The organism is Phyllobacterium sp. (assembly GCF_037994425.1).
Taxonomy (GTDB): domain Bacteria; phylum Pseudomonadota; class Alphaproteobacteria; order Rhizobiales; family Rhizobiaceae; genus Phyllobacterium.
In genome coordinates this window covers 1-24,327 of the sequence record NZ_JBBNAM010000211.1, presented here as the reverse complement: position 1 = coordinate 24,327, position 24,327 = coordinate 1, and the positions used below count along the sequence as shown (strand labels likewise).

Annotated in this window: 29 protein-coding genes; 17 read left to right on the top strand and 12 right to left on the bottom strand. The window is 57.1% G+C overall.

Annotated elements, in window-relative coordinates:
• Nucleotides 1–40 precede the first annotated feature (40 nt).
• From AAAB35_RS14600 to AAAB35_RS14570, 7 genes are all read left to right on the top strand, one after another.
• Nucleotides 41–1,000 carry a glycine betaine ABC transporter substrate-binding protein gene (locus AAAB35_RS14600; RefSeq protein ID WP_340669008.1) on the top strand — a complete coding sequence of 320 codons (960 nt, stop codon included), beginning with the start codon at nt 41–43 and terminating at the stop codon, nt 998–1,000.
• On the top strand, nt 997–1,689 hold the full coding sequence (locus AAAB35_RS14595; RefSeq protein ID WP_340669007.1) for a L,D-transpeptidase: 693 nt from the start codon (nt 997–999) through the stop codon (nt 1,687–1,689). Before AAAB35_RS14600 ends, AAAB35_RS14595 begins: the two co-directional genes overlap by 4 nt.
• Nucleotides 1,690–1,711: 22 nt before the next feature.
• The gene (locus AAAB35_RS14590; RefSeq protein ID WP_340669006.1) at nt 1,712–2,047 is read left to right on the top strand and encodes a hypothetical protein; all 336 of its coding nucleotides are present in this window, start codon (nt 1,712–1,714) and stop codon (nt 2,045–2,047) included.
• Between the two features lie 74 nt (nt 2,048–2,121).
• Nucleotides 2,122–2,802 (top strand): DUF3300 domain-containing protein, encoded by a 681-nt coding sequence (locus AAAB35_RS14585; protein ID WP_340669005.1) that lies wholly within the window; start codon nt 2,122–2,124, stop codon nt 2,800–2,802.
• A gap of 9 nt (nt 2,803–2,811) precedes the next feature.
• Nucleotides 2,812–3,606 carry a hypothetical protein gene (locus AAAB35_RS14580; RefSeq protein WP_340669004.1) on the top strand — a complete coding sequence of 265 codons (795 nt, stop codon included), beginning with the start codon at nt 2,812–2,814 and terminating at the stop codon, nt 3,604–3,606.
• Nucleotides 3,588–4,517: a DUF2950 domain-containing protein gene (locus tag AAAB35_RS14575; RefSeq protein WP_340669003.1), complete on the top strand. Its 930-nt coding sequence runs from the start codon at nt 3,588–3,590 to the stop codon at nt 4,515–4,517. The genes AAAB35_RS14580 and AAAB35_RS14575 overlap by 19 nt, the downstream gene beginning before the upstream one ends.
• 29 nt (nt 4,518–4,546) lie before the next feature.
• Nucleotides 4,547–5,335 (top strand): hypothetical protein, encoded by a 789-nt coding sequence (locus AAAB35_RS14570; protein WP_340669002.1) that lies wholly within the window; start codon nt 4,547–4,549, stop codon nt 5,333–5,335.
• A 44-nt stretch (nt 5,336–5,379) separates the two neighbouring features.
• On the opposite strand, the gene AAAB35_RS14565 is transcribed toward AAAB35_RS14570, so the two are convergent.
• From AAAB35_RS14565 to AAAB35_RS14555, 3 genes are all read right to left on the bottom strand, one after another.
• Nucleotides 5,380–5,796, bottom strand: coding sequence for a hypothetical protein (locus AAAB35_RS14565; RefSeq protein ID WP_340669001.1), 417 nt, complete (start codon nt 5,794–5,796; stop codon nt 5,380–5,382).
• Between the two features lie 229 nt (nt 5,797–6,025).
• Nucleotides 6,026–6,481 (bottom strand): tetratricopeptide repeat protein, encoded by a 456-nt coding sequence (locus AAAB35_RS14560; RefSeq protein WP_340669000.1) that lies wholly within the window; start codon nt 6,479–6,481, stop codon nt 6,026–6,028.
• A gap of 22 nt (nt 6,482–6,503) precedes the next feature.
• Nucleotides 6,504–7,478 (bottom strand): MBL fold metallo-hydrolase, encoded by a 975-nt coding sequence (locus AAAB35_RS14555; protein ID WP_340668999.1) that lies wholly within the window; start codon nt 7,476–7,478, stop codon nt 6,504–6,506.
• Between the two features lie 103 nt (nt 7,479–7,581).
• Here AAAB35_RS14555 and AAAB35_RS14550 point away from each other — a divergent pair, with 103 nt between their 5' ends.
• The 10 genes from AAAB35_RS14550 (at nt 7,582) to arsC (ending at nt 16,483) form a co-directional block, all read left to right on the top strand.
• Nucleotides 7,582–7,788, top strand: a complete 207-nt coding sequence (locus tag AAAB35_RS14550) for a hypothetical protein (RefSeq protein WP_340668998.1) — start codon at nt 7,582–7,584, stop codon at nt 7,786–7,788.
• A gap of 14 nt (nt 7,789–7,802) precedes the next feature.
• Nucleotides 7,803–8,546, top strand: coding sequence for a sigma-70 family RNA polymerase sigma factor (locus AAAB35_RS14545; RefSeq protein WP_340668997.1), 744 nt, complete (start codon nt 7,803–7,805; stop codon nt 8,544–8,546).
• On the top strand, nt 8,543–9,334 hold the full coding sequence (locus AAAB35_RS14540) for an anti-sigma factor (protein WP_340668996.1): 792 nt from the start codon (nt 8,543–8,545) through the stop codon (nt 9,332–9,334). Before AAAB35_RS14545 ends, AAAB35_RS14540 begins: the two co-directional genes overlap by 4 nt.
• Nucleotides 9,335–9,757: 423 nt before the next feature.
• Entirely contained in the window at nt 9,758–10,801 is a 1,044-nt protein-coding gene (locus AAAB35_RS14535) for a substrate-binding domain-containing protein (protein ID WP_340668995.1), read from the top strand.
• 86 nt (nt 10,802–10,887) lie between these two features.
• Nucleotides 10,888–12,354 (top strand): phosphate ABC transporter permease subunit PstC, encoded by a 1,467-nt coding sequence (pstC, locus tag AAAB35_RS14530; protein WP_340668994.1) that lies wholly within the window; start codon nt 10,888–10,890, stop codon nt 12,352–12,354.
• Entirely contained in the window at nt 12,351–13,667 is a 1,317-nt protein-coding gene (gene pstA / locus AAAB35_RS14525; protein ID WP_340668993.1) for a phosphate ABC transporter permease PstA, read from the top strand. The genes pstC and pstA overlap by 4 nt, the downstream gene beginning before the upstream one ends.
• A 22-nt stretch (nt 13,668–13,689) precedes the next feature.
• A complete protein-coding gene (gene pstB / locus AAAB35_RS14520) occupies nt 13,690–14,511 on the top strand; it encodes a phosphate ABC transporter ATP-binding protein PstB (RefSeq protein WP_340668992.1) in 822 nt (273 codons plus the stop codon).
• Nucleotides 14,512–14,533: 22 nt separating this feature from the next.
• On the top strand, nt 14,534–15,259 hold the full coding sequence (gene phoU / locus AAAB35_RS14515; protein WP_340668991.1) for a phosphate signaling complex protein PhoU: 726 nt from the start codon (nt 14,534–14,536) through the stop codon (nt 15,257–15,259).
• Between the two features lie 17 nt (nt 15,260–15,276).
• Nucleotides 15,277–15,963 (top strand): phosphate regulon transcriptional regulator PhoB, encoded by a 687-nt coding sequence (gene phoB, locus AAAB35_RS14510; RefSeq protein ID WP_340668990.1) that lies wholly within the window; start codon nt 15,277–15,279, stop codon nt 15,961–15,963.
• A 97-nt stretch (nt 15,964–16,060) separates the two neighbouring features.
• A complete protein-coding gene (gene arsC, locus AAAB35_RS14505; RefSeq protein ID WP_340668989.1) occupies nt 16,061–16,483 on the top strand; it encodes an arsenate reductase (glutaredoxin) in 423 nt (140 codons plus the stop codon).
• Between the two features lie 47 nt (nt 16,484–16,530).
• Here the strand turns inward: arsC and AAAB35_RS14500 are convergent, their stop codons facing one another.
• The 9 genes from AAAB35_RS14500 to AAAB35_RS14460 all read right to left on the bottom strand — a co-directional run.
• Nucleotides 16,531–16,713 (bottom strand): hypothetical protein, encoded by a 183-nt coding sequence (locus AAAB35_RS14500; protein WP_340668988.1) that lies wholly within the window; start codon nt 16,711–16,713, stop codon nt 16,531–16,533.
• 190 nt (nt 16,714–16,903) lie between these two features.
• The gene (locus AAAB35_RS14495) at nt 16,904–18,964 is read right to left on the bottom strand and encodes an ATP-binding protein (RefSeq protein WP_340668987.1); all 2,061 of its coding nucleotides are present in this window, start codon (nt 18,962–18,964) and stop codon (nt 16,904–16,906) included.
• A gap of 79 nt (nt 18,965–19,043) precedes the next feature.
• Complete coding sequence (locus tag AAAB35_RS14490; protein ID WP_340668986.1) at nt 19,044–19,424, bottom strand: response regulator; 381 nt, start codon at nt 19,422–19,424, stop codon at nt 19,044–19,046.
• A gap of 83 nt (nt 19,425–19,507) precedes the next feature.
• Nucleotides 19,508–20,161: a response regulator transcription factor gene (locus AAAB35_RS14485; protein ID WP_340668985.1), complete on the bottom strand. Its 654-nt coding sequence runs from the start codon at nt 20,159–20,161 to the stop codon at nt 19,508–19,510.
• Between the two features lie 56 nt (nt 20,162–20,217).
• Nucleotides 20,218–20,829 carry an Rrf2 family transcriptional regulator gene (locus AAAB35_RS14480; RefSeq protein ID WP_340668984.1) on the bottom strand — a complete coding sequence of 204 codons (612 nt, stop codon included), beginning with the start codon at nt 20,827–20,829 and terminating at the stop codon, nt 20,218–20,220.
• A gap of 148 nt (nt 20,830–20,977) precedes the next feature.
• Nucleotides 20,978–21,730 (bottom strand): SDR family oxidoreductase, encoded by a 753-nt coding sequence (locus AAAB35_RS14475; protein WP_340669018.1) that lies wholly within the window; start codon nt 21,728–21,730, stop codon nt 20,978–20,980.
• 34 nt (nt 21,731–21,764) lie between these two features.
• Nucleotides 21,765–23,282 carry a mechanosensitive ion channel family protein gene (locus AAAB35_RS14470; protein ID WP_340668983.1) on the bottom strand — a complete coding sequence of 506 codons (1,518 nt, stop codon included), beginning with the start codon at nt 23,280–23,282 and terminating at the stop codon, nt 21,765–21,767.
• 24 nt (nt 23,283–23,306) lie between these two features.
• The gene (locus AAAB35_RS14465) at nt 23,307–23,723 is read right to left on the bottom strand and encodes a cupin domain-containing protein (RefSeq protein WP_340668982.1); all 417 of its coding nucleotides are present in this window, start codon (nt 23,721–23,723) and stop codon (nt 23,307–23,309) included.
• Between the two features lie 64 nt (nt 23,724–23,787).
• On the bottom strand, nt 23,788–24,327 hold a 540-nt coding region (locus tag AAAB35_RS14460), incomplete at its 5' end, for an NAD(P)H-binding protein (protein WP_340668981.1).

The following is a 24,327-nucleotide window of genomic DNA, read 5'->3' as shown; positions in this document are numbered from 1 at the left end:
GGATGAGCTCAGTCTAAAGGGGCCAATCCGGCATATGAGGATGGCAACGTTGGGGCGGACAGCGGCGCTGGCATTGCTTCTCACAGTGGCGCAATCCGGTATCGCGGTGGCGGCCGATCTGGTAGTCGCCATGCCCAACTGGCCGTCGGGTCAGGTAACGGCGAACATTATCAAGAGTGCGCTGAAGAAGGAATTGAGCCTTGATGTCGAGGTTCGAGAGATGGGCACGATGACAGCGTTCGCCGGTCTCGCGTCGGGCGAGGTCGACGTACATCCCGAGGTCTGGCTTCCAAACCTTGATTCCCTCGTCACCAAATATGCGGATAAGGTTCAGCTCGCCGACATCGGTGTCTCTGCGTGGCAGGGAATCTGCACGACCAAACAAACCGTCGAAAAGACCGGCATTCACGCCGTATCCGATCTTAAGGATGCAAAAAAGACTGCTGCGCTCGACACGGATGGCGACGGCAAGGGTGAAATGTGGGTCGGCGCCGAAACCTGGTCGTCGACTGTCATCGAACAAATCCGTGCGAAGAGCTACGGATACGACAAGGACCTGCAACTCCTGCAAATGCCCGAAGACATGGGTATGGCAGCGGTAGACGCGGCCGAGGCTTCGGACAAGCCCGTGGTCTTTGCTTGCTACAGTCCGCACGTCGTCTTCAAACTGCATGATATCGTCAAGCTCGACGAGCCGGCCTACGATCCAGCCAAGTGGCACGTCATCCTGCCGGCCGACGATCCCGACTGGCTGGCCAAGTCGAATGCGCCCGTCGCATGGGACAAGGCACATTTTCACGTCGCCTACGCAAAGGCGCTGGCGACCCGCAAGCCCGAGGTAACCAAGTTCCTCGAGAGTATTGATTTCACGCCGGAGGAAATCATCGACATGAGCTATGCGGTGGAAGTCGACCGGCAGACTCCGGAAGACTACGCCGAGGCCTGGGTGGACAAGAACCCGGACCGTGTTGCGAAATGGATAAAGGGGAGAGGGCAATGAAGGTGGAGCCGCGTTATCCTTTGAGGACGAAGCTTGTCGCCGGACTGGCGGTGGCAGGCCTGCTTCTGGCCTCTCCGTTTGGCCTTGGTTTCGCCCAAGTACCCAAAACCCAGATCTACGACGTGAAGACGCGTACCTGGATTCCCTATGACAGCAGCAAGGCGCGCAGATACTACGCCGCCAATGGTCAGGTACCGGAAGCGTTCCGTCGCCAGATGGTTACATTCCGCACAGCCGAAAAGCCCGGAACGATCATCATCGATGGCAACCAGCACTTCCTCTATCTGGTGAAGGGCGGTGGGCAGGCCATTCGATACGGCATCGGCGTCGGCCGTGATGGTTTCGGTTGGGCCGGCATCGTTCGGGTCGGGCGGATAGCCGAATGGCCTACCTGGACGCCGCCAGCAGAGATGGTGGCGCGCGATCCGAATGCTGTCAAATTTGCCGGCGGAATGCCCGGCGGTCCTGACAATCCACTCGGTGCCCGTGCGCTCTATCTCTACGAGGGCGACCAGGACACGATCTACCGCATTCATGGCACGCCCGAACCGTGGTCGATTGGCCTCAACGTTTCGTCGGGCTGCATAAGAATGAACAATGACGACATCGTCGATCTCGCGTCACAGATACAGGTCGGCGCCAAGGTGATCGTGCTCATGCAGGGCGCGTCACTTTACAAGGGTGTTTAGGTAACTGGAGCAGGGGGACAAGATGCTTTGGAAATCAGATCGGGGACATACGCTAACTATTGCCTGGATGGTACTGGCGGGAAGCGCATTCGCGCTCGGGGGGTGCGTATCGAATACCAATACCCCCGCGCCGGAAAACATGGCGAGAAACACCGCACAGACAGCGCCGGCGGACCTGCAGATCGCCTGCGCAAACGCCGCGACGCAAAAGTTCGGAGCCGATCATGCTTCGGTACTTCCCGTCAGTTCCAGTGTACTCGACGGTGGAAAATACCAGATCATACTTGATGCCAAGGGACAGCGTTCAACCTGCCTGATCGATCAGACAGGGCAGGTACTGTCGCTCGAAAAAATGTGAGAAGTTTCAATTAACTCATAAGCAAACAATGGAATTGCGTCTCGCGATAGCGAGCTATCCAAGGAGAATTCGGAATGCCGTTGAACCGTAAGATGATCGCGCTCGTCTCATCAGTTGCGCTGATTCTATTTTCCGGACCAGACTCGCACTATGCATTCGCGCAGATCGCTGCAACACCAGCACCTGCGCCGGGGCCCGCCGCGGCACCGGCGGCGCCGACTGCCCAAGCACCGGCGCCGATGACGGCGGACGAACTGCAGATACTTGTGGCGAGGATCGCCCTCTATCCCGACGATCTCATTGCCTTGGTCCTGTCAGCAAGTCTTAACCCGCTTCAAATCGTCCAGGCCGAACGTTTCATTGAACAGAACAAACCGAATGCAAAGCCGGATCCATCGTGGGATGGCAGCGTCGTATCACTCCTCAACTACCCTACCGTATTGAAGATGATGAGCGACGATCTGGATTGGACGCAGCAACTTGAAACCGCCGTCGTGAATCAACAAAAGGATGTCCTCGTAGCCATCCAGGACTTGCGTGACAAGGCGGTCGCCAACGGCACAATCAAGTCCAATGACAAGGTTGTGGTGGAGACGAAGGACGACAATGTCATCATCCGTCCGGCCAAGAAGGAAGTAACCTACGTTCCGACCTACGATCCTGTCATCCTGACCAGTCCCACCTACGTGGCAGCGGCGCCGATCGTCTATGGGGATCCCTATCCCTCGTACTACTATCCCTACGCCCCGTATTGAGCCGGGTTTGTGACGGGCGTGGCTTTCGGCGCAGCGATCGATTGGGACAATTGGCATTCCTGGGGCGGCGACGATGTCAATATCAATGTCAACAACTTCAACCGCAACGATTTCCATTTTGACAAGAACAACATCAACAATCTCAATTTCGACAGCAACAAGTTCAATTTCGATCGCGACTCGATCACCAACAACATTCGTCAGAACAATACGAACCGCCTCGACTTGAGAAACAATGATCGCGTCCAGAATCTTGGTAGTGGCGGTCTTGCTGGCGCGGGTTCGAGGCTGCAAAGTGCCGATGTGCGACGCGACGTCCAGAACCAACTGAAGCAGGGCGACGGCAATCTCGCGGGCAAATTTCAGGGTCAGGCCGGTGGTGGCAATCTTGCCGGCAATCTCAAGGGCCAGGCAGGCAACGGCAATCTCTCCGGCAAGCTGCAGAACCAGGCCGGCAATCGCAACATCGGACAGAACAAAGGCAATGCGCGCCCCAACCAGAACCTGCAGAGACCTGTGGGCCGCGTCGACAATCGCCCAAGGCAGCCGAGTGCTATTGGCGATTACGGGCCGGGACGCGACGCTCACTTCGCCTCGCAGCGCGGTAACCTCAGCCTGGGTGGCGGTGGCGGCCAGGGCTACCAGGGCGGTGGTGGGGGCCAGCGTTTCCAAGGTGGTAACGGCGGCGGTTTCCCACGGAGGTGGCGGCGGGTTCCACGGCGGTGGTGGTCACTTCCATCGCTGATCGGCCTCGACACCAGTTGCGCGTTCCTAAGGATTACAATATGTACCGGACAACTTTGAAAATACTTCTCGCCTCCGCCTTCATTTCCCTGGCTGCGCCTTTCGCGTCATTTGCGACGGAGCCTTCATTGCAGCGCTTCGTTGGCGCCGAGCCGCAAACATTCAAGGAGCCGAGTGAGGCGCTTGACGCGTTGAAAAGCGATCTTGGGGGCAAGGATATCGATGCTTTGGCAAAGGTTCTCGGCCTTAACGCGGAAGCGGCAAAAAAATCGGATGATTTCGATGACCGGCTCAGCGATCTTCAGCGGGCATCCAAGGAACGCGCCGTTCTCAAGGACCGCGAGGATGGTTCGAAAACCATCATCCTCGGCAATCTCGACTGGCCATTCCCGTTTCCTCTGGTGAAGCACGATGCGGGTTGGCAGTTCGACACGCTCGCCGGCCTTGAAGAAATTCTCGCCCGCCGAATCGGCGAAAATGAACTCGAAGCGATCAAGACCTTGCGGAATTATTTGGCCGCCCAGGCATTGTACGCGCGGGTGGATCACGACGGAGACGGGGTCCTCGAGTTTGCCCAGAAGCTGATAAGCGAGAAAAACAAGCAGGATGGGCTTTATTGGCCATCCGCCGGCGGAGAAGAAAGCCCGGCGGGCAGCTTTGGAGAGGAGAGCAAGATCGAAGGCGCAGCGGCCTCAGATCATGGCTATTTCGGGTATCGGTACCGCATTCTCAAGTCACAGGGCAGCAACATAGCCGGCGGCAAGTATGATTTCGTCATCAATGGCACCATGATCGCGGGTTACGCATTGATCGCGTGGCCAGCCGTCTATGACGAAACCGGCGTCAAGACATTTGTTGTGAGCCATCATGGCACGATCTACGAAAAAGACCTTGGTCCGGCTACCGAGAAGCGCGCAAAGGAGATAAGGTCATTCAATCCTGACAAGACGTGGGAACCTGTAGAGGATTGAGCGCCTTGTCCAGAATTCGGGGGACTCACATGAAAAAGACCATTGCACTTGCGTCCGTCCTGGCAGCCGGCTTCCTCTCCGCAAGCCCGGTACGCGCTGCTGACATATACTCGGCCATGGCGCCTGAAGTGAATCAGACCGAGAGGGAGGGCTGGACCTTCGCGGTCAGCCCCTACTTCTGGGCCGCCGGAATGTCTGGAGATACAGGGGTCTTTGGCCTGCCGACAGTACACACCGATATGAGTTTCAGTGATATCTGGGATGAGCTCGATTTTGCTGCCATGGCGATCGCCGAAGCGCGTTACGACCGCTACAGCATCTTTACCGACATGATGTACAGCAAGATCTCCGATGCTTCGGCCACCCCGCGAGGAATATTTGCGGAAAGCGTCGGCGTTTCTTCCGAGACATTCGCCGGTTTGCTGGGCGGTGGCTATGCTGTGCTGCAAGACGACAAGGGGACCCTCGACCTCGTAGCCGGCGCGCGCCTGTGGTACGCCAAGACCGAGATCTCCTTCAATGGCGGAATTCTCAACGGCATCGACCGCAGTGACAGCGCGACCTGGGTCGACGGGCTTGCTGGCGTGCGGGGGAAGTATTCGATTACCAACAGTATTTATCTGACGGGGTGGGGCCTCGTTGGGGCTGGTCAGGCCGACCTTGATTGGGATGTCGCTGGTGGGGTCGGCTACAGCTTCAACGACAAGATATCAGCGGTTGCCGGCTATCGTGCACTCGGTGTTGACTACAGCAATGATGGCTTTGTGTTCGACGTCGTCCAGCAAGGCCCTATCCTTGGCGTCGTCATGCATTTTTAAAAAGACAAGGCTCGCCACACGATTAGCGGCGAGCCTTCTTGCTCCTACATGTCGCACTTCTCGTAGGTGACATACATATTGTCGCCGAACGGATCGAAACGCTGGAACGTCTTGGCGTCGACGATCTTGAAGGTGACCGTCTGGTCGTTTTCGATCATGGAGTCGACGCAGATCAGATTGGCAGACAGCCGGTCCTTCAACTTGTGAACGCTCTTCGTGGTGCAGGTGGCGTTCGGTCCAGCTATCTTGGTCCCCGTAATCAGCAATCCCGTGGACGTTGACGCTGTCCGGTCCTTGAATGCGATTGTATTGCCCTGCTTCGCGAATGTATCTTCGCACTTGGTGCCGCTCATGGTCCAGGCGCCTTGCAATTCCTTGATCGTTGCGGCCATCACGCCCGTTGCCATGCAAAGGCTGATCACACTGCTCAAGAGCGCGACCTTGCTGAATCTACCCGTCATCGAGTTAACTCCGATTTGTTCAATAGTGGCACGATAGGGATTTGCATCCATGCCGGAATTGGCGCTGCCAATCGACATACGGCTACGAAACGCCAATTGTGTCAACGGCTTCGCGCCAATTTAGCGCAAGCAATAGTTGACCGCAAAGGATGTGTGCAGGGGATGGTGGTTAGACGGGACGTCTTAAAGTCGCAGGCGGCGTATACCGCCTACGACTTTTTTGTTCGCACTACCTGGATGCAATGAAATTGCGAAGGTCCTGCAATTCGTCGCAGCCGGCAGGACAGAGCCGTGTCAGCGATGCAAGTTGCTCTTGCGCTTTGTCGATCTTGCCAGTCTCGACATAAAGCTCACCCAGATATTCGTGTGCGCCCTTGTGATCCGGCTCAAGTTGGAGTGCCTTGTCATAGTAGGTAAGGGCGGTCTCAAAGTCGCCGGTCTTGCGCAAGGTGAAGCCGAGCAGGTTATAGACGTCCGCCTGCTGGAAGGTCTCCGCCAGCCCCCGAAGCTCTGCCAATGCGCCGGCATAGTCCTTCGCGTCGATCTTTGAACGAACGGAGGTAAGGTCGGGTGAGTCGGAGGGCTCGATATTGTCCACGGCATAGGCCGGGACCACTAGATTGATCGGTATGGCAGCTGTGGCTGCGGCGAGGCTGAGTAAGCCGACAAGTGCGTTCTTGATCATAATTTTCAAACTCCTTGTTTGGTCAGGCCTGAACGGTCGAGGTAAAGGCGTAGGCGTTGCCATCTTTTACGAAGGTTCCCGATCCCGGGAACGGAAAGTGCGAGCCGCAGATTTTGATGTTGTCGGCGATCACGCGATCGATCAGCTTGTGCCGTGTGGCGATGGCGGTCGGGCCGTCCTGATCGTAGCTCCCTTGCCATTCCGGGTGCGGCGCCAGCAGCGCCGGCACATACATCGTATCGGCCGAAACGAGCAGCTGTTCGTTGCCCGATGTAACGAGGAACACCGAGTGGCCGGGTGTGTGTCCCGGAGCAGCGATCAGTTGGATGCCGGGACCAACATCCGCGCCATCCTTGACCCGTTTCCAGTTGTTCCAGGTTGGGAATACCGCGGCGATCCGCCGGCCCGCGGCCTTTCGACCCTCCGCCAGCTTGTCGATGCGGCCGGGTTCCGTCCACCACTGATATTCCGCGTCGTTGACGATCAATTCCGCGTTCGGGAAGATCGGCGCGTTGGTCTCCTTCTCCATCAATCCCCACACATGATCGGGATGGAAATGGGAGATCATGAGCGTATCGATCTTCGTATAGTCTATGCCCGCCGCCTTCATGTTCGCCGGCAGATGCGTAGCGCTGGCCTGCCATTGACCGACGCCCGAGCCTGCATCCATCATGATCAACCGGTCGCCGATCCTGAGGACAACGACGGTAAGCGGGATGGGCATGAAATCGGTTGTGAGACCTGCCTTCGCAAGCGCCTGCTTGGTCTCTTCTACCGACGCATTCTTGATGAACGCCGGATCGTGCGGCTTGCGCCAGATACCATCGTATATGGCTGTCACCTCGATCGACCCGACCGAGTATTTGTAGAAACCGGTCGTCGGTTCGACCGGGGCTTCGGCGCGCGCGGGCAAGACGACTTCAATCTTGCGCGAGAGCCCAAAGGTGGCCGCTGCGGCGGCTGAACCGAGGACTGTACGACGTGTGACCTCTAACATGTGCTCGTCTCCTTCACGAATGGTACTTGCTGGGCGGAGAACTCAGTCCAATCGACAGTCCGATCCGCTGAGCAAGTAGACTGAAGGCAAGGCGACTTTATTCTTGCATCGGGCATGGGAATTCTTCAAACCATTGAAAGATCGAGGATATTTTTATGGCGCGGTATTGCTTGGCACTATCGGCGGCGGCCAAGCATCCCGTGTCGGGAATAAAATAGTTGAAATCGAGAATATTTCGCGTGCCGGTCCGATCTACCTGATGGATGCGCGTTCTGTCCCAGATGGTCAGAATGTAAAAATGAGGACATGATACGAGGCATGCGTATGGCGCTCACATCGACTTTGCTCCCGCAGTTTCCAGCCGTTGCATGGCTATCCCGGCTGACCAAGTTCGGGAGAGTCGACGACGGTGTTACTGCGGCTCTCCATGCAGGGGCGATGACCGCCAGTGCAAGGCTGCTCATGGCCTCATCGCAGTCCGCCGCAAAGGCAACGCCCATCCTGGACGAAGCCAGGTCAACCCGCTTCAACCAACTCATGGTTCCGCAATTCGATGCCGCGTACAACTTCGCCCGCTATCTCAGCCGCGATGTCGACGCCGCACAGGATATTGTCCAGGATGCCTTCTTGCGCGCTTACCGAAATTTCGATGGGTATCTTGGCGGGGATGCCCGCGCGTGGATATTTGCGATCGTCAGGAACTGCTACCTTGCGTGGCTGCAGGAGCGGGGTCGCAAACGCCGATTTGAAGAGCCTTTGGTCGAGCATGGCGGCGAAGATGGGGCCGCCGGTGCGGACGCGTCGGGGATTGCGTCCGACGATGATACGCCGGAAGAGGCCCTGATCCGCGCATCAGAATCGGAACGCGTTCGCTCGATCATAAATTCGCTTGCTGTTGAGCTGCGGGAGATACTCGTCCTGCGCGAACTCGAACAACTCTCCTACCGCCAGATCGCGGATGTCATTGACATTCCGATCGGTACCGTGATGTCGCGGCTCGCCCGTGCGCGGCGCGAATTTGGCCGGTGCTGGCGCACCGATAATGGTGATAAGGGGGCATCATCATGAGCAAGACCGCGCCTCATGCCTGCCCCGACTGGTTTGTGATGATGCATGGGTATCTCGATGATGAACTCGATGCGGTTCATGCGCTTGCGTTTGAAGAGCATCTGAAGTCGTGCGCGAACTGCGCGAAGGAACTGGAAAATGTCCGCTCGCTGAGGCAGGTGATCGCCCAAGACAATGTCCGTTGGACGATGCCACTGTATGTGCGCGAGAAAATCCTGTCAGAAATATCGCTCGAGCAGACCGGCAGTCCAACACGGGATCACTATTCAACTGCGCGCTTACTGCCATTTATCAAGCGCTGGAGTTACATCCCATCATTCGCCGCCTTGGCCGCAAGTCTTTTCCTGGTTTTGTCGCTGCCGCGGACCGACGTGTCGCTACAGGATCAAATCCTTGCAAGCCACGTCCGCTCCTTGCTGGTGAGCCATCTGACCGACGTTCAGACTTCGGATCAGCACACCGTCAAGCCGTGGTTCAATGGGAAAGTCGACTATTCACCGCCGGTCGTCGACCTTGCGGCCGAGGGTTTCCCGCTGGTTGGAGGGCGTATGGACTATATCGACGGCAAGGTCGTCGCCGCGCTCGTCTACCGTCGCCACGCTCATATCATCAATGTGTTCATCTGGCCGGCTCCCGCTTCTGCAGCGAGCGAAGCGGTGCGGGAAGGCTACAATCTTCTCAAATGGTACGACGACGGCCTGGCTTTCTGGGCCGTATCGGACGTCAGTCCTTCCGACCTCAAATCGTTCCGTCAGCTCTTCTCAAGCGCGGCTGCGAAATTGAGATAACAGGCAACCGCGACGCTGGCCAATTGTCCTATTTTTGTGCGGCGAGCCGACAACAAGTCATTGTAACAGCATTATTGCGAAGTGATCGAAAATGCCGAAAAATTCGAGCTTCGACAACTCTACTAATCCGGCTAAATTCCTTGTTTGCGTGAACCAGATGTGACCCACTGGGTCTGTCGCAATTATTTTCGGAGAAGTTGCTGGAATCACTGACCATATTCCAATCCGATGACCTACATCCAATTCCGTAGGAAAATAACGTTTTGGTTTCAGTGGGATTTTCGATTCACGTGGCGGGGCAGCGCGGGCGCGAGCGCTGCAACATAACTGTTACAATGCTGTCATAAGACTGTAATAAACCTTCTATAGACCGCAGCCGACGTCGCAGGCGTCACAAAAATTAAACCAACAGGAGCTGCTCCTATGAACAAGCTAATTTCCACGGCCGCAGTGCTTGCAATTGCGGTGGCCGCATCGACAGTGGGCGCATCCGCCCGCGACCAGATTCAGGTTTCTGGCTCCTCGACCGTGCTGCCCTATGCCAAGATTGTTGCCGAAACGTTCGGTGAGACCTTCCCGAACTTCAAGACCCCGGTCGTTGAATCCGGTGGCTCGGGCGCCGGCATCAAGGAATTCTGCAAGGGCGTCGGCGAAGAGACGATCGACATTGCCAATTCCTCACGTCCGATCAAGGACAGCGAACTGAAGTCCTGCGTAGACGCAGGTGTCAAGGACGTTGAAGAAATCCGTATCGGTTATGATGGCATTGTTTTCGCCACCGATATCAAGGGTCCGGATTGGAAGATCGTTCCGAAGGATATCTACCTCGCGCTCGCTGCTCAGATCGTCGTTGACGGCAAGCTCGTCGACAATCCGAACACCAAGTGGAACCAGATCAACCCGAACCTGCCCGATTGGGACATTGCTGCATACATTCCCGGCGAAAAGCACGGCACCCGCGAAGTCTTCGAAGAGAAGCTGATGACGGGCGGCTGCAAGGAAGCCGGCGCTGCCGACGCGATCAAGAAGCTTGGCCTCGACGACAAGGCCGCAGCTGCTGCCTGCGTCAAGATCCGCAAGGATGGCAAGGCCATCGATATCGACGGCGACTATCCTGAAACGCTGGCTCGTATCGACGCCAACAAGACTGGCGTTGGTGTATTCGGCCTTGCCTTCTATGAAAACAATGCCGACAAGCTGAAGGTCGCAACGGTTTCTGACGTTGTTCCGAGCACCGATACCATTGCTTCGGGCAAGTATCCGGTTTCGCGTCCGCTGTTCTTCTACGTCAAGAAGGCACATCTCGGCGTTATCCCGGGCCTGAAGGAATATGTGGACTTCTTCCTCAGCGATCAGATGATCGGTGAAGATGGTCCGCTTGCTGAGTATGGCCTCGTTGCCGCTCCGGAATCAGAGCGTAAGTCCCAGCGCGACGCATTCGCCGCCGGCACCACGATGAAGAAATAAATTCGTGAAGGAATGGGGGCGGCCCGAGCCGCCCCCATGCCATTTCGAATTCGATTGAATTACAGGACAGATCGGGGAAAGCTTTGATGTCCACGTCATTGGTGTTTGTGATTGTCCTTGCGATCGGTGTCATCGGATATTTTCTCGGACGCCAGCGCGCTGTCAGCAAGAACGACGGACGCGTAAAGCCGCATTCCCTGCCGCACTATCATGCATGGTGGGTCTTCCTCGCTTCGGCCCTGCCGGCTATCTTTTTTCTTGCCGTTTGGGCAGGCGCGACCAATGTCTATCTCGAGCGCGCCGCCATAGCGGAATTGCCCGCGCACACGGCGGACAGCGTCATTGCCAGCCAAAGCCTCGAACTCGGCATGGTCAGCGGTATCGCACGCGGTCTCGGGAAACTGACGGCGGACGAGAAGAACAACCTGCCGCAAACTTTCGCCGAGTTACGGCCGCTGCTTTCCAGCAAGGGTGTCGCTCTCGCCCCGGACGGCCAGGATTATATGATCCCCATCGCCGTCGAATGGAACAACAACACCCAACGCGCGAACTATATTGGCGGTATCATTGCCCTCATACTCGCTGTCGGCGGCGCCCTCTACGGCTTATCGGGCGTGCATGTCCGGGCACGGGCGCGCAACAATGTCGAGCGCGTCATACTCGGCGCATTGATCGCTGCCTCGACCATCGCCATTCTGACGACGGTCGGCATCATTCTCTCCATGCTGTTCCAGACGCTGTCGTTCTTCCAGTCAGTCTCTCCGATGAGCTTCTTCTTCGGCACTGTGTGGGATCCGCGCTTTGCCGCGGCGGGGTCCGGAGGATCGCAAGGCCAATTCGGTCTCATTCCACTCCTTGCTGGTACGCTCTACATTGCGTTTGTCGCCATGTTGTTCGCTGTGCCGGTCGGTCTCTTCTCGGCAATCTACATGGCAGAATATGCCAGCCGCGGCGTGCGCTCAGTCGTCAAGCCGCTGCTCGAAGTGCTCGCCGGCATTCCAACGATCGTCTACGGCTTTTTCGCCCTCGTTACCGTCGGGCCATTCCTTCGTGACCTCAGCGCTGCGCTTACCGGCGGCTATGCCTTCATCCAGGCACAGAGCGTGCTCACCGCCGGTATCGTGATGGGCGTCATGCTGATCCCGTTCGTATCGTCGCTTTCGGACGACATCATCACCGCCGTTCCCCGGTCGCTGCGCGACGGCTCGCTCGGACTCGGCTCCACACGTTCTGAAACGATCCGCCGCGTCGTCCTGCCGGCGGCCCTCCCGGGCATTGTCGGTGCGCTGCTCCTGACAGCGTCGCGCGCCATTGGCGAGACGATGATCGTCGTGCTCGCAGCAGGCGTTGCCGCCAACCTCAACATCAATCCGTTCGAAGCGATGACGACGATCACCGTCAAGATCGTCAACCAGCTGACCGGAGACCTTGAGTTTAATTCGCCGCAAACACTGGTGGCCTTCGCTCTAGGCCTCACGCTCTTCTTCATCACCTTGGGGATGAACATTTTCGCGCTCTACATCGTGCGCAAGTATCGGGAGCAGTACGAATGACCGACATAGCCCTCAATCCAGCTGCCGCAACGGCGCGGCCCGCGCGGCGTGATATCGGCCTAAAGCGCCGTTATGCGGCGGAGCGCAGATTCAAGCTCTACGGGATCTCTGCGATCGCTATCGGCATCTTTTTTCTGATCGCGCTGCTTTTTTCAGTGTTCTCCAATGGCTACACGGCGTTCTGGCAAACCGAGGTCAACCTTGCGATCAACCTCGATCCGAAGATCATCGACCCCGACAATAAGCGAGCCACCGATCCCAATGTGCTCCTGACCGCTAATTATCCGGTCCTTGCCCGCAACGCCCTGGCAGAGAAGCTTGGCGTCAGCATGAGCGACAAGCCGGGCTTGCGCGAGCTTGGCAAGCTTTTTTCGGACGGCGTGCGCACCCAGCTGCGTGAAATCGTCGTCGCAAACCCCAACCTGATCGGTACGACGCAGAATGTCTGGGTGCTCACGGGCGCCGACATCGACTCGGCTTTCAAGGGGCAGATCGACCTCAGCGTCGATCAGTCGCGCCGCAAGGTTTCCGACAAGCAGGTTGCATGGATGAACCAACTGAAGGCTGATGGTGCAATTGCCCAGCGATTCAACACCGGCCTGTTCACCTATGGCGCATCGAGCCGTCCCGAAACATCGGGCCTCAGCGTCGGCCTGATCGGTTCGCTCTACATGATGCTCGTCGTGCTCGGCCTTTCGCTGCCGATCGGTGTTGCGGCCTCGATCTACCTTGAGGAATACGCCAAGAAGAGCCGCCTGACGGATATCATCGAAGTCAACATCAACAACCTTGCAGCGGTCCCGTCGATTGTTTTCGGCTTGCTCGGTCTCGCAGTCTTCATCAACTTCCTGCACATGCCACGCTCGGCATCGCTGGTTGGCGGCCTTGTCCTGACACTGATGACCCTGCCGACGATCATCATCGCGACGCGGGCAGCCCTTCGCGCCGTGCCCCCCTCCATTCGTGCCGCGGCGCTTGGAATTGGCGCATCAAAGACACAGATGGTTTTCCATCATGTGCTGCCGCTTGCCGCGCCCGGCATTTTGACCGGTACGATCATCGGCCTGGCGCACGCCCTCGGTGAGACGGCGCCGCTTCTCCTGATCGGCATGGTGGCATTTGTCGCCAACAATCCGGTGACGCCGCTCGATCCTTCGACGGCATTACCGGTGCAGATCTACATGTGGGCCAACGAGGCGGAGCGCGCCTTTGTCGAGCGGACGTCCGGCGCTATCATCGTGCTGCTTCTCTTCCTCGCAATCATGAACATTACGGCCATCATTCTGCGTCGCCGCTTCGAGCGTCGCTGGTAACTCTTCGGGAGAGGACCTAATTATGAACCTTATGACGGAACGAAATCTCGAAAAGGCGGTAAACGACAAGATGAACGCCCAGCCCAACGCAATCAAAATGCAAGGCAAGGATGTCACTGTTCACTATAACGAGAAGCAGGCCCTGTTTGGCGTCAGCCTCGACGTGCCTGAAAAGATGGTCACGGCGCTGATTGGCCCCTCCGGCTGTGGCAAGTCGACATTCCTGCGCAGTCTCAACCGCATGAACGACACGATCGAAGGCTGCAAGATCGGCGGCAAGATCACGCTCGACGACGAGGATATCTATAATCCGAAGATCGACGTCGTTGAGTTGCGCGCCCGGGTCGGCATGGTGTTTCAGAAGCCAAATCCGTTCCCGAAGTCGATTTTCGAAAACGTTGCTTATGGCCCGCGCATTCATGGCCTTGCCAAGAATCGCCATGAACTTGATGAAATCGTTGAAAAAAGCCTGCGCCGCGCCAGCCTCTTCGAGGAGGTGAAGGATCGCCTGCACGAAGCGGGCACGGGCCTCTCGGGTGGTCAGCAGCAGCGCCTCTGCATTGCCCGCGCCATCGCAGTCAGCCCCGAAGTGATCCTGATGGACGAGCCGTGCTCCGCGCTTGATCCGATCGCCACCGCGAAGGTCGAGGAACTTATCGACGAACTGCGCGAAAACTACACGATTGTCATCGTTACTCACTCGATGCAGCAGGCGGCGCGTGTTTCGCAACGCACGGCCATGTTCCATCTCGGCAACCTGGTAGAGGTGGGAGATACGGAGATGATGTTCACAAGCCCCACCGAAAAGCGCACACAGGACTACATCACCGGACGCTTCGGCTGACGCAGGAACAAGGACCAAGAACATGACTGAGTTGCAGCACACTGTGCGCTCTTACGACGACGAACTGAAGTTCCTGACGCACAAGATCGCCGAGATGGGTGGGCATGCCGAGCGCATGGTCGAACAGGCGGTTGCCGCCATGGTCAATTCCGACAACGCTTTGGCGCAGCGCGTGATCTCCGATGATTTGATTCTTGATGCGGGCCAGCGCGAGATCGATGAAAAGGCGATTACCATTATCGGTAAGCGCCAACCGATGGCGATCGACCTGCGGGAAGTCATCGGCACGATCCGCATTTCGTCTGATCTTGAGCGCATCGGCGATCTCGGCAAGAACATCGCCAAGCGCGTTGTTGCAGTGACCGATACACGCCAGACGCTTTCCGTCTATCGGGGGCTGCAGACTATTGCCGAACTTGCCCTGACGCAGCTGAAGGACGTGCTAGACGCCTATGCGACGCGCTCTGTACAGCAGGTCAACATCGTACGCGAACGCGACGACGAGATCGATGCGCTCTATACCTCACTGTTCCGCGAACTCCTGACCTACATGATGGAAGACCCGCGCAACATTTCGGCCTGTACCCATCTTCTATTCTGCGCCAAGAACATCGAGCGCATTGGCGACCATGCCACGAATATTGCCGAGACCGTTTATTACATTGTGACCGGTTCGCAACTACCCGCGGAGCGGCCCAAGGAAGACCAAACCCACACCATCGTCGTGGACGAGACGACCGAGTCCTAATTAACTAAAGGCATGATATGGCAATAGCTCCCAAAATCACCGTTGTGGAGGACGAGGAAGCTCTAAGCGTCCTTCTCCGTTACAATCTTGAAGCTGAAGGCTATGTTGTCGAGACGATCGCACGCGGTGATGAAGCAGAAATTGCACTGCGTGAGAACGTGCCGGATCTCTTGATCCTCGACTGGATGCTGCCCGGCCTTTCGGGCATCGAGCTTTGCCGTCGTCTGCGGGCGAGGCGGGAGACCGAAATCCTGCCAATCATCATGCTCACGGCCCGCGGTGAGGAGAGCGAGCGCGTTCGCGGTCTCTCAACGGGTGCCGACGACTATATGGTGAAGCCGTTTTCCACACCTGAATTGCTGGCCCGCATCAAATCCATGCTGCGCCGCGTGAACCCGAGCCTGCTTTCGCATGTGCTGAGCTTCGGCGATCTCAAGCTCGACCGCGAACAGCACCGCGTCTTCCGCAAGGAGCGCGAGTTGAAGCTCGGCCCTACCGAATTCCGCCTGCTCGAATTTCTGATGCAGTCGCCTGGCCGGGTTTTCTCACGCGGCCAACTCCTCGACAATGTCTGGGGTGCCGACATCTATGTCGATGATCGCACTGTCGACGTCCATGTCGGCCGCCTGCGCAAGGCCATCAATATCGGACGTTCGGTTGATCCGATCCGCACAGTGCGCGGCGCCGGCTATTCGTTCGGCTGATCTTTGGGCCAACTCCGTTTAAAGGCGTCGCGCTTGTTGCGGAGCCTCTTTTATCGCCAGCGGCCGGAACGTTTGAGAATAGCGAGGGGTGCGCCTGATGACCGTTACCATCTATCACAATGCCAAGTGCGGCACCTCCCGCAACACGCTTGCCATGATCCGCAATGCAGGCATCGAACCGGTCATCGTTGACTATCTCAAGACACCGCCAAGCCGCGAAACCTTGAAGGAGCTGATCAGCCGGGCAGGGCTCACCGTCCGGGAAGCCGTTCGCGAGAAGGGCACGCCATATGCCGAACTCGGGCTCGATAACTCGGCCCTGACCGACGACGAACTGCTTGATGCAATGGTCGCCAATCCGATCCTTATCAATCGACCCTTCGTTGTTACTGAGAATGGGGTGCGCCTCTGCCGTCCTTCCGAAGTCGTTCTTGGGATTCTACCCGAGCCCCAGAAAGCTGCGTTCACCAAGGAGGATGGTGAAGTCGTGATTGACAGCAAAGGAAACCGGATCCCCTGAACAGGCTTGGTAGAGCGTGTTCGTGGAATGTCCCGACAATCGCGCCATCACACATCGCCACCCATCATTTTGAGCAGGATCTCCAATTCGCGGCAGTTAGCGATCGTTTCGATGAGCAGGCGCTCGCTGCACCCGCTCAACAGAATAATGAATTCTGTCTCGGTAATTCCGATGCGAGACAGTTTTTCACGCAGTTTACGCTGCGCGTTGCGGACGGCAGATCGGCTCATTGCTCATCTGGCTCCCCACTTCTCCCTTCATGACGGCATAAGAACCGTCCGGGGCGGCTTTATATGATCTCCCAACGTCCTATTGCATCACAGCCTGGCGCAAGATTCTATTTCGTCTTTCTTATGAACTTGCCCTACCACTCTTGGCTATGTTCAGGCCAATGAGGAAGGAAGGGTCCACCATGACCGATCAATAGGCCTGACGGTGTAGCGGCGGGTACTTGGACGATGTCGGATTGCTCGCGGCTGCATCAGAGTTTTTGGTCGGGATTGAGAAGCGGAACACAGCACCGCCGTCTGGGTGATTGGCGGCTTCAATCGTCCCGCCATGGGCGTTGACGATTGACTGGCAAATGGCCAGTCCGATCCCCAACCCACCCTCCTTTGTGGTGAAGAAGCCGTCGAAGATCTGCTCTATATGTTCGGTTGCGATGCCGATGCCGGTATCCCTGATCGAGAAGGCCACATGATCGCTCTCGTCCAAACTGGTTTCGAGATAAATCTCACGTCGCGTGTGGGGCGCCATCTTCATGGCCTGGATGCTGTTGACGATCAGGTTTACGATGATTTGCTGCAACTGAATTCGATCGCCGCGTATTAGCGGAAGGTTCGGCTCCAGCCTTAAATTGATGACGACGTTTTTGTCTTCGCTCTCGTGACGAAGAAAAACCAGGCATTGCCGCACGATGTCATTCAAACCGAGCAAAGCATAAGTCGGCGCACGATTGCGGGCCATGTCCTGGATCCGATCGATGATATCACTGGCGCGCTGCGCACTCTCGACGACACGAGAGGTCAGTTGATCTGCCTTTTCAAGATTGGGTCCGGCTTTCCTGAGATAACGCAGGCTGGTTTGCGCATTCATCAGAATGGCCGCTAGCGGCTGCTTTATCTCATGCGCTATTGACGTCGTCATTTCGCCCAGCGTGGAAAGTCGTGCAGCGTGGGAGAAGTCCGCCTCGATCTTTCGCAACTTCGCTTCTGCCTCGAGGTGTGCAGTATTGTCGATCATCATGAGTAACGTCGTGTCCAGACGTTCGCCCGGGACCGGAAAGGTCATCAGCAACAGCACGTCGATGAGTCGACCGTCGAAGGTTCTGACCTTCAATTCTTCGACGTGGTTTCGTATACCGGAAAAATGCGCGAGCATGACACGTCGCGCGGCACCCGGCGTGCCTGCAAACAGGTAGGCCACGGGGCCAATGAACTCCGAGCGTTCCTTTCCTCCGAAAAGCGCCATGGCTTCGTCGTTTACGTCAAAAACCTGGACGAGTTCGCACGTAAGATCGACGAGTTCCGGGTGTTCTTCCGAATAGGCGGCCATGTCGCTAAGACCGCCGGCTATGAGGCGATCGAAAATACGGCCCGCTGCCCGGGCGTCTATCTGCCAGACGGGGATTGGCAAGTAGGAAATCAGATTGCGATATCGGTTCTGGCTGGCTTCCAGTTCAATAACCGCATTCGGCGCGTGCAGTGTCGCTTCGACACGGACGAAGACCGTGTCCGGGCAGCGTGGATCGGCCGCTCTCCAGCCCGTCAGGACCACTTGTTGCAATCGCCCAACCACGGGAATTTCCCGCGTTTCCGGCTCCGCGTCGGTCTTCGCGGCCAGGGCGGTTAGCAAATCTCCAAGTGCAGCGCGGCTTTGCTCTGGCCAGAGGCTGGCGACGGGCCGATCGATAACCCTGTCGCGATCTGCGGGCAGGCCGAACAACTGTACTGCCTCATCGTTGACGTCGGTTACCTGGACGGCCGTCAGCAGCGTGTCCCATCGATCGGGGCACCATTCGTCCGCGGTTGCACCGCGGCTTAGCTGGGCATTGGCGGGATCAAGCAAGTGCCGGACACGCTTGAGGCTGAATTGCCAGCAGGCGGCTCGTCCCAAAGCAGCGATCTGAGACGCTGAAGCGCCAGAGCTTGCCGCCACGTTCGCCGATACTGCGGAATATTCGATAACATCCAACGGATTGCCGAGACCGTCATGCCGGATGGCCAACCGAACGTTCGCGTTGATCGCCCCACCGGTATGCGAACGCCGCCTCAGGGGGCCTTGCCAATGCCCGAGCCTGAACAGCTTTTCCCAAAGCATTGAGGCTTCGGCGTGTTCCAGCATCAGGTCGCTGAAATGCCGGCCAAGCATGGCCGTCGGCTTCCATCCGTAATGGGTTTCGGTCGCAGCGTTGCTATATTGAATGTTTCCTTCGAGATCGTAGCGAATAACACTGTCGGTCGCGTAATCTGCGAGTTCCATCTGCGACCTCCGTTGAGAAACGCGCCCGTCGATTGCGTTTCAACCCATGCGTCCGTGGCGCTGCCTTGAAGATCGGTCGTCAATCGCTCGAACGCCCATTGAGCGCGGAAATGATGTACCTGTAGAGGACATCATCGTTGATCGGCTTGCTCAAAAACGCGACAGCCCCCGAACGGAGTGCATTCGATCGTGCTGCAGAATCTGACTGTGCCGAAATAAAGATCACCGGCAATCCAGGATCGATGGCGCTCAGTCTTTGCTGCAGCTGGAGCCCGTTCATAGCTTTCATATTGAGATCGGTGATCAGGCAATCGAACTGACCTTGGGCGTGCGCTGCGAGGAAAGATTCGGGTCCTTCGAACACCCGGCACTTGAACTCGAACACTTCCAGCAATTCCGCCAGCGCGTCGCGGATACTGGCGTCGTCGTCGACGACTGCGATTACAGGTACAAGGGCCAAGACAGAAACTTTCACACAGCGTGGTGTCGTCCCACGGTTTCAATATCTGCCGAGTCCGGGTCTCATCAAAGCCATACGAAAGTTTAGGCCGGGTAGTCATCACGTATGTCCGCAGGTATCGACTGCCAGGCTCGTACCAGGTGCGTGACGAAGGGGGTTTTCATCTTTCGCATCACGGCGCTCCGATGAAGCTTGACGGTTATCTCCGATATATTCAGTTCAAAAGCGATTTGTTTGCTCAAGGCGCCTCGCACCACCGCCTCCATAATTTGCCGTTCGCGAGGCGTTAACGTGGCATAGAGTGCGATGTTGGAGTTGGTTGTGAACTGTTCGGCTCGCTTCTCCTTGTCGATTTCTATGGCTTTGCTCACAGCATCGAGCAAGGTCTGGTCACGAACGGGCTTGGTAAGGAACTCGATGGCGCCTGCCTTCATCGCTTGCACGGTCATTGGTATGTCGCCGTGGCCGGTGAGGAAAATAATTGAGGCGGATATGCCGTTCGCTGCCAAGCGGGATTGAAAATCAAGGCCGCTCACACCCGGCATGCGAACATCAAGTATTATGCAACCCGGCCGGTCCAGTATGTCGGCATCCATAAGTGCGTGGGTCGTAGCGAAGCCGACGGCCTCTATACCGACGGATTCCAGGAGTTCGCAGATGGAGAGTCGGAGCGATTCATCATCGTCGACCACCGAAACGATCGGATTTTGCGCGAAACTCGTTTCTTTGGCAGCCACAAAATTCCCCGTCGAAAAGTTCATCCTGTCCATCCGTGCGTTGCAAGGCCCAACAATCAGTTATCCGTTCTGCGCCTTCGATTTCTGTGGCTGCCCTTGACTGCTGAAATGCGGGCGAGTTCCCGGTTGGTTGCCCGGCCATCCAGCCACTGACCGACGTTCTCGCCAAAATCCGCGGGGGCCAAAACGCCAAAACCCGCCGCAAGGTCTAGGAGACTGGTTCGGCTCATCTCGTGGCGCATGCTTTTCTCGGCGCGCAGCATGACGGCGTGAACGCCGCACACTCCTTTTGTGACCCAGGAGGGCGCATCGCCACCGAACAAAACGCAATTCCTGCGGATATCCTTGCAAGCGAACACGCTCTTGCCACCATCGATCGCATCGACGATGTCGAGTACGGTTATCTCTTGCGGCGCTTTCGCAAGCCTATAGCCGCCGCTGATGCCGCTGGTTGACACGACGAGTCCCGCCTTTTCAAGCTTCGGCATGATCCTCGCCAACAGTGTCGAAGGCACGCCTTGCAGTTCGGCAAGATCGCGGCTGCTGACCGGCTTTGGACGCGGCTCGATCAGCCACAGCATGCAGTGAATGCCATACTCGACCGCAGCCCCATACAGACTTACTCCTCCGGCATCGCTGCCGTCGGCCGTTTCATCATGCTTGATCACGGGCCTTTTCATAACACAACCCATACAGGTTTGTGTTATATATTTCTAGAGGGAATCGGAGCCTTTATTCGCAGATGCCGTGGTCAACCTACATTGCTAGGTTTCCGAGCAGGCGAATTCGATCTCTATCGACGGGGGAACTCGACACCTAATTGGCCATCGAGCGATACAGCCAGTCGCCGAAACGCAGCGAACCGAGACGTGCTGCCTTGAGCGGCAGTAGGGTGTCGTCGTTCAGTTCGACACCATAGTAGCGCGCGCGATCGTCACTGATGACCTCGCGCCTGTCTTCATTTGCTGCAAGTTGAACCCGCGCAATTTCGTCGAGACCAAATTTTTCAGGTCCGCCGATCTCCACGGTATCGTTCCTTGCACGTCCCATCGCCAGTTCGGCCAGCATGTCGGCGACATTGTCCGCAGCTATCGGCCTCATGCCTGCGGAAGGAAGCCGGAAGTCATCACCATGGGTGCTCATCTCGATCACGCCATTGATGAACTCAAAAAATTGGGTGGAGTGGAGGATGGTATAGGGCCTGCGAGCAGCCCGGATGAGATTTTCCTGCACCATTTTCGCGCGAAAATAATCACTCTCAACAAGGCGAGGTGTCCCAACCACGGAGAGTGCGAGATAGTGTTCGACGCCCGCATCAGCGGCGGCGGCCAGCAAATTCCGGGTGGACGTCTTGAAAAACGCTAGGGCCGAGTCGTCGCCAAATGATGTGGTGTTGGTAACGTCGACGATAACGTCGGCTCCTGCGAGGGCTGCTCTGAGGCCTTCTCCGGTCACGCTGTCAACTCCGAAGGAGGGCGATGCCGGAACCACCTCAATGCCTTTCCTTCGAAGCGTTTCAACGAGTTTCGTCCCAATGAGCCCGCTCGCTCCCATGACGGTGGTTTTCATCATTGCTTCCTTCCAGATTCGCGTTTGATCAAAGCTATGGGCCGCCCGGTGGTAAGAATGCAGTCTCCATCGATTTCAACATTTCGACCACTGAGCGGCGGCGCGCCAAGTCACGTGGTGAGTGCGAGTCGCGGAGGCTTATCTCAAAACGGTGTGTCAACAGGGCAGCGAGGTCGCTTCCCAACTCGGGGTGCGCATTAAGCAGCGGCGTCAAACTACTCTGATTTAATTCGAAAAGGACGGTCGGAGCGATCGCCGTAAGCGTTCCCGGCTCCCCGGCTCCTGTGAGCAGAGCGTTTTCACCAAAGACGTCACCTGGCGCCAATCGTGTCAGTTCATCTTCGCCGCGCGTCTCCTGGCGGGTCAGGACAAGAACGCCACTTCTGACAACCATTAACGTGCTCAGCATTTGACCCTGACGCACAACGACCTCATCCTTTCGGTACGTCTTGATTGCAACCGTGTCGGCCAGGGTCCTTCGCTCTTCGCGAGTGAGAGCAGAAAACAACGGCACCATTTCGAGAAGTTGAAGCGCGGACAAATGGGGGGCTTCTGCGCTATCAGAATCTCCTACCGCCAAGCTTAATGATGAAGCGGGGCTCGATAACATTAGTCCTGTCGCCCTCGTGTGGCGATAGACCAGGTCGATCAATTGATTTCTGGCGGCGATGCTGTGCGCGATACTGGATACGCGAACCAGCAGCTCAATCTCGATCGCGGTGGAATCCAGACTTTTCAATGAAACCAGCGGAGCTGGATCCCTGACGATTGAGTTGCAGCTCAGCAAGACCATCTGCATGCATTCGATAGCCGTTGACGGAGGCTTAGTGGGCACAAGCCTGACAGATAGGGTCATTCCATGGGACTCATTTGGGTGGCTGACATTTGTCAGACCCAGCTTCGCAAGGAAGCCGTTCGGTAGGACGGCAATATTGTTGCCCCCGGTTAGCAGGTGTGTAGCGCGCCAGTTGCTCTCCACGACGCGGCCTTCGGTGCCATCGCTGAGCTTGATCCAGTCACCAAGTCCGAACGGCCGGCCGAGGTTGAGCGCAACGCCGGAAAACGCATCGCTCAAGGTATTCTGAAGTGCCAAACCTAGAATAATCGCGAAGATGCCGGACGTGGCGAGCAACGTGCCAACCGGCACACCGAATACGAAAGCGACGATCGATAAAGTGGTGCCAAGATAAATGAGCCCCACGACGATATCTTGGATGAGGCGTGCCTCACGCGGTGTCTGCTCGAGGACGAGGAACAAACGGACAAAGGCAACAAGCGCCCACGCCACATTCATCCACCATATGATCTTTACCAGTCCGAGAACGATCGTTTCCACGGTCGAACCACGCCCCGGATCGACGTCATAGGGACGGATATCATTGGCAAGCAGGATTCCCGTCAGCGCGACGAAGAAGGCTATCTGTGAAATCAGTTTCAGATATGAGTGACGACGCACGAGCGCTCGTGTGACAATGACGCCGGCGAGAGCGACCCAGCCGGCATGGATGATTGGCGAGGCCATCATTTCAGGGATGGTCGGATCGATGTTCATACCTCACCCTCAGAATCCTGTTTTCTATTCGTGATAGGGCAGCACAAGTTCCTTAGCATTGGTATTGACGACGAATACCGCAAGCAGCTTTGCAGGCTCTGAAGTGCTGGCATTTTCGCTGACGGCAGGGCGGTCGCCCGGATATTCCGACCAACTCTCGCCCGCCTTGAAGACTCCTACTGGCCCATCATTAACCTTGCTTTTGACAGCGCCTTCAAGGACGGTCGCATAGCTGAAGGCAGAATCGGGGTGTGTATGGGCGGGAGGCGATGCGCCGGGTCCGTATTCGACCAGCACGCCTTTCATGATCTTGCCTGGCACGTTGGGCAGTTCATGTTCGTAGACAACCGTTACTTTCGAATCTGTGCCGGCGTCGTGCGCCAAGGCATCCAATGCCGTGGTGGCGACAAAGGCAGCGGCGAAAAGAATAGTTCTCGCCATCTGAGTTTCCCTTGAGATGCTGGCACAGGACGGGGCCGGGGATCCCGTCCTGTTGCTCACGCTGTTACTTTGATGGCTGCAATTGTTGGGATTGTCGAAACCAATCCTCGAAGCCGATCTTGCCGAGCCGCGCACCAACGCCGGGCACAATCGACTGATCGTTCAGTTCGGAGCCGAAATAGCGCGCGTGAACGTCCGCCTCGACCGTCCGAGGATCGTTGGCCGCTTTCAGATACCGGGCAATGATCTCGTTCATCGGACCGCGCTCTGGACCCGCGATCTCGATCGTGCCGTTGAGCGGCTTCCCGACAGCTACGTCCGCCATCGCGTCGGCGACGTCGTCCGAGGCGATGGGCTGAAAGGCTGCGGGAGACAGGCGAGCGACGGTGCCGACGGTTGCTTCATCGGCAATGCCCTTCAGGAATTCCATGAACTGGGTGGAATGGACGATCGTATAGGGGATCGGCGATTCCTTGATGAGCCTCTCCTGGGCAAGTTTGGCCCTGAAGTATCCGTTCTCCGGCAGCCGTTCCGTTCCCACGATGGATAGAGCAATATGGTGCTTTACGCCCGCATTGGCTTCGGCGGCGAGCAGGTTGCGACC

What these genes read in the sequence shown, in the direction of transcription:
- AAAB35_RS14595 (WP_340669007.1), top strand. Translation starts at nt 997, where the DNA reads ATGAAGGTGGAGCCGCGTTATCCTTTGAGGACGAAGCTTGTCGCCGGA.
- AAAB35_RS14495 (WP_340668987.1), bottom strand. Translation starts at nt 18,964, where the DNA reads ATGGAACTCGCAGATTACGCGACCGACAGTGTTATTCGCTACGATCTC.
- pstA (WP_340668993.1), top strand. Translation starts at nt 12,351, where the DNA reads ATGACCGACATAGCCCTCAATCCAGCTGCCGCAACGGCGCGGCCCGCG.
- phoU (WP_340668991.1), top strand. Translation starts at nt 14,534, where the DNA reads ATGACTGAGTTGCAGCACACTGTGCGCTCTTACGACGACGAACTGAAG.
- AAAB35_RS14540 (WP_340668996.1), top strand. Translation starts at nt 8,543, where the DNA reads ATGAGCAAGACCGCGCCTCATGCCTGCCCCGACTGGTTTGTGATGATG.
- AAAB35_RS14545 (WP_340668997.1), top strand. Translation starts at nt 7,803, where the DNA reads ATGGCGCTCACATCGACTTTGCTCCCGCAGTTTCCAGCCGTTGCATGG.
- pstB (WP_340668992.1), top strand. Translation starts at nt 13,690, where the DNA reads ATGAACCTTATGACGGAACGAAATCTCGAAAAGGCGGTAAACGACAAG.
- AAAB35_RS14585 (WP_340669005.1), top strand. Translation starts at nt 2,122, where the DNA reads ATGCCGTTGAACCGTAAGATGATCGCGCTCGTCTCATCAGTTGCGCTG.
- AAAB35_RS14470 (WP_340668983.1), bottom strand. Translation starts at nt 23,282, where the DNA reads ATGAACATCGATCCGACCATCCCTGAAATGATGGCCTCGCCAATCATC.
- AAAB35_RS14475 (WP_340669018.1), bottom strand. Translation starts at nt 21,730, where the DNA reads ATGAAAACCACCGTCATGGGAGCGAGCGGGCTCATTGGGACGAAACTC.
- AAAB35_RS14570 (WP_340669002.1), top strand. Translation starts at nt 4,547, where the DNA reads ATGAAAAAGACCATTGCACTTGCGTCCGTCCTGGCAGCCGGCTTCCTC.
- AAAB35_RS14555 (WP_340668999.1), bottom strand. Translation starts at nt 7,478, where the DNA reads ATGTTAGAGGTCACACGTCGTACAGTCCTCGGTTCAGCCGCCGCAGCG.
- arsC (WP_340668989.1), top strand. Translation starts at nt 16,061, where the DNA reads ATGACCGTTACCATCTATCACAATGCCAAGTGCGGCACCTCCCGCAAC.
- AAAB35_RS14535 (WP_340668995.1), top strand. Translation starts at nt 9,758, where the DNA reads ATGAACAAGCTAATTTCCACGGCCGCAGTGCTTGCAATTGCGGTGGCC.
- pstC (WP_340668994.1), top strand. Translation starts at nt 10,888, where the DNA reads ATGTCCACGTCATTGGTGTTTGTGATTGTCCTTGCGATCGGTGTCATC.
- AAAB35_RS14560 (WP_340669000.1), bottom strand. Translation starts at nt 6,481, where the DNA reads ATGATCAAGAACGCACTTGTCGGCTTACTCAGCCTCGCCGCAGCCACA.
- AAAB35_RS14465 (WP_340668982.1), bottom strand. Translation starts at nt 23,723, where the DNA reads ATGGCGAGAACTATTCTTTTCGCCGCTGCCTTTGTCGCCACCACGGCA.
- AAAB35_RS14600 (WP_340669008.1), top strand. Translation starts at nt 41, where the DNA reads ATGGCAACGTTGGGGCGGACAGCGGCGCTGGCATTGCTTCTCACAGTG.
- AAAB35_RS14500 (WP_340668988.1), bottom strand. Translation starts at nt 16,713, where the DNA reads ATGAGCCGATCTGCCGTCCGCAACGCGCAGCGTAAACTGCGTGAAAAA.
- AAAB35_RS14575 (WP_340669003.1), top strand. Translation starts at nt 3,588, where the DNA reads ATGTACCGGACAACTTTGAAAATACTTCTCGCCTCCGCCTTCATTTCC.
- AAAB35_RS14565 (WP_340669001.1), bottom strand. Translation starts at nt 5,796, where the DNA reads ATGACGGGTAGATTCAGCAAGGTCGCGCTCTTGAGCAGTGTGATCAGC.
- phoB (WP_340668990.1), top strand. Translation starts at nt 15,277, where the DNA reads ATGGCAATAGCTCCCAAAATCACCGTTGTGGAGGACGAGGAAGCTCTA.
- AAAB35_RS14590 (WP_340669006.1), top strand. Translation starts at nt 1,712, where the DNA reads ATGCTTTGGAAATCAGATCGGGGACATACGCTAACTATTGCCTGGATG.